Genomic DNA, 6534 nt, shown 5'->3' with positions numbered 1-6534 from the left:
CGACGGGCACCGGACCGCAGCGGACGCGCCCCGCGGGGGCGCGACAGCCCCTGTCGCCGCGCAGGCGCGACGACCCGCGAGCCGATCGTCCCTCACGGCCCGCGCCGGTGGTGCAGCGCCGCTGCCAACGCACGGTCCGCCCTGCGGCCGGACCACAAACTCTCACCAGAAAAGACCAGTTCAGTGACTATCGAGATCACCCACACCCGCCGCGAAGGCACCCTCATCGAGGGCACGAGCCGCAACGACGGATCGAAGGAAGTCCTCCGGACCCGCCACTACGCATCCGGATACACCACGCTCGCCAAGTGGTCGCGCAACCTCGGGTGCTGGTACCTCCCCTACAGCCGCGACAAGCGCACCTCCCCGCCGATGCTGGAAGCCCTAGCCGAACGGCTCCGCGCAGAGGGGTTCGAGGTCACCGTCACCATCGACGGCACCGACCGCCGCAGCTTCGCCGAGGCCGAGCAAGACCGCGTCGAGCGGGCCGAGGGCCGCGCCGATCGGTTCGCCGGATACGCCGACGCTGCCGCCCGGAATTCCGAGGCCGCGTGGAAGAAGAGCCACGACATATCCGAGCGGTTCGCCGGGGGGCAACCGATCCTCATCGGTCACCACTCGGAGGGCCGCGCTCGCCGCGATCACGCGCGGATGGACGACGCGATGCGCAAGAGCATCGGCGAGCGCGACCGCGCCGCCCACTGGACCGGCCGGGCACAAGCCGCCGCGAATTACCAGCAGTTCAAGAAGGACCCCGGCCGCACGCTCCGCCGTCTCGACAAGCTGCGGGCCGACCTCCGCGCGGTGGAGAAGTGGCAGCGCGGCCAGTCCGCCAAGGGGTTCTCCCGGAACCCGGCAGACCCGGAGCTGGAGATCGAGCACCAGGAGCTGACCGAGGAGATCGCCCACTGGGAGAAGGTCATCAAGGACGCCGAAGCCGAAGGCTTCAAGATCTGGTCGCGCGCCGACTTCACCCGCGGGGACTTCGTTCTCTACCGAGGCACCTGGTACGAGGTCCTCCGGGTCAACCCGAAGTCCGTGACCATCCCGCACATCCACAACGGCACCGGCAAGCGCATCGTCCGCGCCACCGGCAACCAGCACGACAACTCGACATGGACCGCCCCCTACGACGGCGTATCCGGACGTAAGAGCGCCGACGAGATGCAGCAGCCGCCCCAGGCTCCGGCCACTGAACCGCAGTCGCCAGCCGAGCAGTCCCCGGCGGTCGAGGAACCGGTACGAGTCGAGGAGCCGACCGCCGCAGCGGCCCCCGCCCCGGGTGCGAGCTGGCTGGACGGCATGGCGCTGGTGCTGATCGCCTCGAAGAACTCCCCGCGCCGTCGCAAGCGAGCCTTGTGGGCGATGACCCGCCGCGAGGCACAGGCAGTGTGCGGCGACCCCCGCACCTCCGGCCGCTCCTACATGCTCACCTGGACCGAACAGCCCGGCACCGAGGGCGCCGACTGGGAGTGGGTCCCGGACAACGGCAGCCACGCCCCGGTCCTGGACGAGCTGGGCATCACCCCGCGCCGTGAGTGGGCCACTGTCCCGCAGGCCCCGGCCGAGGCCGCGTAAACACGCCCCGCCCGCCCCGCCCGCCCCGCCCGCCCCGCCCGCCCCGGCGGCCGAGCGCACCGGGGCGGGCCCCTCGCTCACCAGAACAGGGCACCACCATGACCACGCAACTCCACGAACGACCCGCGACCATCACCGTCCCCGACACCGAAGCGGGCAGGCTCATCGTCCCCGCGACGGAGGGCAGCACCACCGTCTCGACGTACCGCGTCGGCACCCCCGACATTCAGTGCCGATACCCCGTGATCGTTGGCGAAGACCAGGTCATCGGCCGCGCCTACCGGTGGCACCGGGATTGGCTCGTCCTCACCACCGTGGGCGAACGCAACCTCCGCCGCCCGCCCAAGGGAACCCCCGGCACCGACATGGCCGCCGCCCATCTCGCCGAGGAGTACGCCGCCGGGCGGATCGGCACCGTGCCCCTGGAACAGGTGATCGCCGAGGCCCCGACGCCGTTGTGCGGGCCGGTACCCCTCCTGCACCCGCGGATGCCGGTCAACGATCGCAACATCGAAGGCGCGCAGATCGCGTTCGCCGGACTCGCGGCCCACCACTGGCGGGCAGTCCTCACCGGCTTCCCCGGCAGCGACAACCACTGGTTCCTCAGCTGTGAACTGTGCCCGTGGGAGGGCCCGAAGTTCTGGTCACACCTGCGCGGGCGCAACGGAGAGCCGCCGAGCGCGCGCCGCCACAAGGGCGGGTGCATCGGAGAGGACAAGGTCCGCCGACTGATCCCCGCCTACCACTAGCAGCCCATCGGGGGTGGCGGACGTGTCTCACACTGTGCGACTCGACCTCCTTGCCCAGCGCGCCGCCGCCCCCGCCTCCCCAAGGACAGCACCGTGCCGACTCGCCACATACCCCGAGAGCATCGTCATCGCGGACACCTCAGCCGCGATCTTGGAATGGGCCGCGCGCCACATCGAGCATGTGGGGGTCCATCGGGGTCCCCGTCTGTTCGCCGGTCCGGGCCGCACGGCCACGTTGCCGTGCTGGCTGCGCGGCGCCCTCGAAGTCGCCGTCGGCCACGGCCGGGGAGCCGCTGGCCGGACGTACGACTGGGACCGCATCAACCACGCCCTCGACCAGGCGTTCGCCATCCTCGCGGAAACCCTCGCCGGGCACCCCGCCGACGCCGACGTGCCCACCGCCGCCAAGACCCTGCACCGCGAGGTCATCGACCGGTGGAGCGCCGAGCCCGGACGTACCGCCGCCGACGCCGCCCGCGCGTTCCGCACTGCCGCCGCCCGCGCCGAACATTCCCTGTTCTGAACCCCGAAACCCGCCAGCATCCCGAGCCACCGAAGGCCCACACGATGGACGAGACGACAGAAGACCGCAGCACCACCAGGACGCCGAGCCGCCGAGGAGCCGCCACTCCCAGCCGGGACGGCGTCCACCGACTCAGCGTTCCCCTCCGCCCCCGGCTCAGCGCGACCGAGCTGATCCGCGTACTCCTCGCGGCCCCCGGGGAAACCGACCTCTCCGCCCTCGACCCCGTACAGGTCCGGTCGATCATCGCCGACGTGCTCACCCAGCACGGCTACGACGTGCTCGACCGCTCGCCGTACTACCCCGAGCTCAACCGCCACCAGGACGCCCGCCGCGCCGTGCGCCGCGCGTACGGGCCACGGTTCCTCGACGCCCCCGACGAACAAGCCGTACTCGCGGACCCTCTCCGCGAAGTGCTCGCCGCCGGAAGCAGGACACCGTGACCGCCACCGTCGCCGAGCCGACCGGAGCACGAGCACGGCAGACGCACTACTGGCGAGTGCGCAACGCACGGACACGCCACCGCCCCGAGAGCGCCGGGCGGGCATGGCACATCCAGCCCGGACACCCCGGCGGCGCGTACAGCGACCTCGGACACGAACTGGACCCGCCCGCACACCACACCCCGACCCTGCTCTCCCGCACCCGGCCGACCGGCCGCCGGGGGGAGAAGCAGGAGTTCCGCGGCGGGTGTCTCGCGTGCGAATGGGAAGGACCCGTGCGCTGCCGCGACGGGTTCGGGGACGGGGACGGTTACAACGAGGCGGTGCAGGACGCGCACGACCATGCGTTCCCCGGCTGGAGGACGCTGCCGCCGATCACCACCTTCGAGGACCGATGGGCAGTGCCGCGGAGCCGGAGCCGCTGGACCCAGCTCACCGCCCGCTACCCGGCGGACTGGATCGACCAGGGCGCCCCCGTCGTGGCCTGGCGACGGTACCGCCGCGAAGCTCACGCTCCCCCGCACGTGGGACGCCCCCGCTACGAACTGCGCGTCACCCGGCCACCCATCGACCGGGACCGGCGCCCCGCAGATCAGGGCGCCCTCTTCTGATGACCGCCGTCGTCCGGATCAGGGCCCCACCCCGCTTAACCCAAAGGTGGTTTAATTACTCCGCCGTCAGCGGAGCGGGCAACCTCCGACCGGCCGTGCGCCCCACCGGGTGCCACGCACCCCAGACAACAGACGACGGCCAGCGCACAAGGGCAACAAGGCGCTGGCCGTCAGTGTTCTCTCACCAGAAAGAACCTCCCCATGCTATTCGACCGCCGCCCCGACTGTCCCCAGCCCGGCGACATCGCCCAGCTCACGATGGGTAACAGCATCGACGCCGATCCCACCGACTGCTTCGTCATCGTCGAGGACTTCCCCCCGACCCGCCGACACCTCGTGCTCAACCTGCCCGCCGACCACCCCGGCCGCGCCGACTGGGCCGCCGCCGTCCCCCTGGCCGACATAGCCACCCTCACCCGGCTCGAACCGGCGGGCAGCCGCACATGGGCGCCGACCCCGGACCCGGGCGACATCCAGTGACCGGGCCAAGCGCTCACGAACCCCAACAAGAACAGGAGGCGACCGTGCCCCGCAAGACCGGCCGCACGCTCTACTCACGCGCGGACCTGCGCAAGGTCCACGGCATCAGCGAGCCGACGCTTCAGAACCTCTGGACCGACCGGGAGAACAACGGGCACCCGCCCGTCGCGGACACCATCGACGGCGTCATGCACTGGGACGGCGACGCATGGGCGACGTGGCACCACGAGCTTCAACGGACGCGCGCCGCCAAGAGCACCACCAACCCGCCGAAACTCGACGGAGACCCTGAAGAGATGGTTGGCCCCGCCGAAGCGGCAAAGGTCTGCGGGTTCGCCGACTCCACAACCGTCTCCCACTACGTCAAGAACCCGCCCGAGGGGTGGCCCGCGCCCGACGACTGGGACGAGCTACCGACCCGGCGGCGCCCGAAGTGGAAGCGCTGGAGGCTGTGGCAGTACCTCGCGGACCGCAAGGGCCGCGGTCACGCAGGCGGGCGGCCCACCGGCCGCCGCGGACTGGCCTACCCCTACCAGGGAGATGAGCGACTGACCCTCGCACGGCGGGCCATCGCGGCGAACCCCGGCGCGAAGAACGCCGACCTGATCCCCCAGCTCCAGGGGCAGACGGATAAGACCTACTCCCGCCCGACCTGGAACAACATCATCAAGTCCGCCCGCGAGCACCCCGAGGAGTGACCCGTGCCCGACACCCGCTGTCCACGCTGCGGCGGCCCACTCGGTGAACGACCCGCATGCTCCCGGCTGACCACCGACCGGGAAGTCCTCATCTGCACGACGTGCGGCACCGACGAAGCCGTTCGCCAAGCCACCGGAAAGACGCCGGTCCCATTTGGGGACTGGCCCTCATAGTTCAGATCGTGGGTGCGACGGGCAACGTCCGTCGCACCCACGATCACTTCTACGCCAGGGTGTCCGTCTTGCCTGCGCACGCCCTACAGATCATGCGCAGCCGCGCCATAGCCGCGCGGTACGCCTGATCGTTCGTTCCTTGCGACCGCTGGAGCTCCAGCACCAGTTTCTCCAGCTCTAGGAGTGCCGCGCTCGGCAACACGAAGACCCCCGAGATGCTGACTCCCGTGTCGACTCGGTTCGCAAGCGTCTGCTGGAGCGTTTTCCAGGCCCTTTGCACCGCGAACTTCTGCTTCGCCTTGTCCTCATCCGGCAGAGTGCGAAGCTCCTCCAACACGGTCATCAACTCCGCCGACTGCTTGTCCAGGTCTGTCCGCAGCCGCCGAGCGCGCGCCAACAGACGAAATGTGGCAGCGACGCCCGTCCCGCCGAGGGTGACCGTGGCGCCGAACAGGGCAACCTTGTACAGCTCCTGCCCCCGTGCGTACTGAATCAGCCACAGCAGGCCAATGAGCGCGCACCACATGGTGAACACCCTCATCGGGGCGGCACGGAGCAGGCGGAAGCGAAGGTGCTCGTAGGGGAACCGAGATGGTTCGAGTCGAGTCCCGGTGAACGCGTGATAGATCCAGACGAGGAACAGCAGCATCGCCGCCTGACCTCGATCCGCCGCACCGAGCAAGAGAGAACAAGCGGTGAAGAGCACGACGAGGCCGATGTAGCCCAGCACGGGCGCGAGAACGATCCGACTTTGGGACTTCCGCGGAAGCTCCTGGAAGTAGGGGAAGAGCAGCCAGCCGGCGAGCAGTGCTGTGGGCCCACACAGCAAGGTTGCGATCATCCCGCCCGTGGGGCGGTCGAGCATCACCATCACGACGACCAGGATCGGCATAGGAAACGCCACCAGAGTTCCCACCGCGGCTTGCCAGTCGGAGGAGTGGCCGCGTGCCCATTGCTCGACGGGCATCGTCCTCTTACGAAGCCACTCGGGCTCAGGCGGAAAGGCCGTCTCCGTCACCAGGCACTCCCGTACGTGCACGTTCTGAACCTCAATCGGTCCCGGCACCTTACGGGGCGGGCCCTAACAGGGGAGACCCAGGGGGTGCAGCGATGCTGGGCCTGCCTTCATTTCCCCGCCGGTCTGACCAGCGCCGTTCGCAGATCCTCCGCCTACCGACCCCACGAGGCCGAGGTAACAGCTCAACAGGACATCAGGCCCCAGGCGCCTGATTCGAAGGAGCTACCAGGCCACTCCGAGTGCCCGAGGTTCCCCCTCGC

General features: G+C 70.1%; 8 protein-coding genes. 7 read left to right on the top strand and 1 reads right to left on the bottom strand.

Features of this window, described 5'->3' with window-relative positions; all coding sequences use genetic code 11:
- Positions 1-183 precede the first annotated feature (183 nt).
- The 7 genes from ACFWZ2_RS37460 (at position 184) to ACFWZ2_RS37430 (ending at position 5082) form a co-directional block, all read left to right on the top strand.
- Entirely contained in the window at positions 184-1578 is a 1395-nt protein-coding gene (locus ACFWZ2_RS37460; RefSeq protein WP_384553587.1) for a DUF3560 domain-containing protein, read from the top strand.
- A gap of 98 nt (positions 1579-1676) precedes the next feature.
- Entirely contained in the window at positions 1677-2327 is a 651-nt protein-coding gene (locus ACFWZ2_RS37455; RefSeq protein WP_384553585.1) for a hypothetical protein, read from the top strand.
- Between the two features lie 22 nt (positions 2328-2349).
- Positions 2350-2850: a DUF6197 family protein gene (locus ACFWZ2_RS37450; protein WP_384553583.1), complete on the top strand. Its 501-nt coding sequence runs from the start codon at positions 2350-2352 to the stop codon at positions 2848-2850.
- Between the two features lie 44 nt (positions 2851-2894).
- Positions 2895-3293 carry a DUF6181 family protein gene (locus tag ACFWZ2_RS37445; RefSeq protein ID WP_384553581.1) on the top strand — a complete coding sequence of 133 codons (399 nt, stop codon included), beginning with the start codon at positions 2895-2897 and terminating at the stop codon, positions 3291-3293.
- Positions 3290-3904: a DUF6349 family protein gene (locus ACFWZ2_RS37440; protein WP_384553579.1), complete on the top strand. Its 615-nt coding sequence runs from the start codon at positions 3290-3292 to the stop codon at positions 3902-3904. The genes ACFWZ2_RS37445 and ACFWZ2_RS37440 overlap by 4 nt, the downstream gene beginning before the upstream one ends.
- 201 nt (positions 3905-4105) lie before the next feature.
- A complete protein-coding gene (locus tag ACFWZ2_RS37435) occupies positions 4106-4384 on the top strand; it encodes a DUF6211 family protein (RefSeq protein ID WP_384553577.1) in 279 nt (92 codons plus the stop codon).
- 44 nt (positions 4385-4428) lie between these two features.
- Entirely contained in the window at positions 4429-5082 is a 654-nt protein-coding gene (locus ACFWZ2_RS37430) for a hypothetical protein (protein WP_384553575.1), read from the top strand.
- A 223-nt stretch (positions 5083-5305) separates the two neighbouring features.
- Here the strand turns inward: ACFWZ2_RS37430 and ACFWZ2_RS37425 are convergent, their stop codons facing one another.
- Positions 5306-6274: a hypothetical protein gene (locus ACFWZ2_RS37425; protein ID WP_384553573.1), complete on the bottom strand. Its 969-nt coding sequence runs from the start codon at positions 6272-6274 to the stop codon at positions 5306-5308.
- Positions 6275-6534: the final 260 nt, after the last annotated feature.

This window comes from Streptomyces sp. NPDC059002, from assembly GCF_042740435.1.
Classification (GTDB): domain Bacteria; phylum Actinomycetota; class Actinomycetes; order Streptomycetales; family Streptomycetaceae; genus Streptomyces.
The sequence above is the reverse complement of the archived record's forward strand: the minus strand, read 5'-3'. Positions and strand labels throughout refer to the sequence as shown.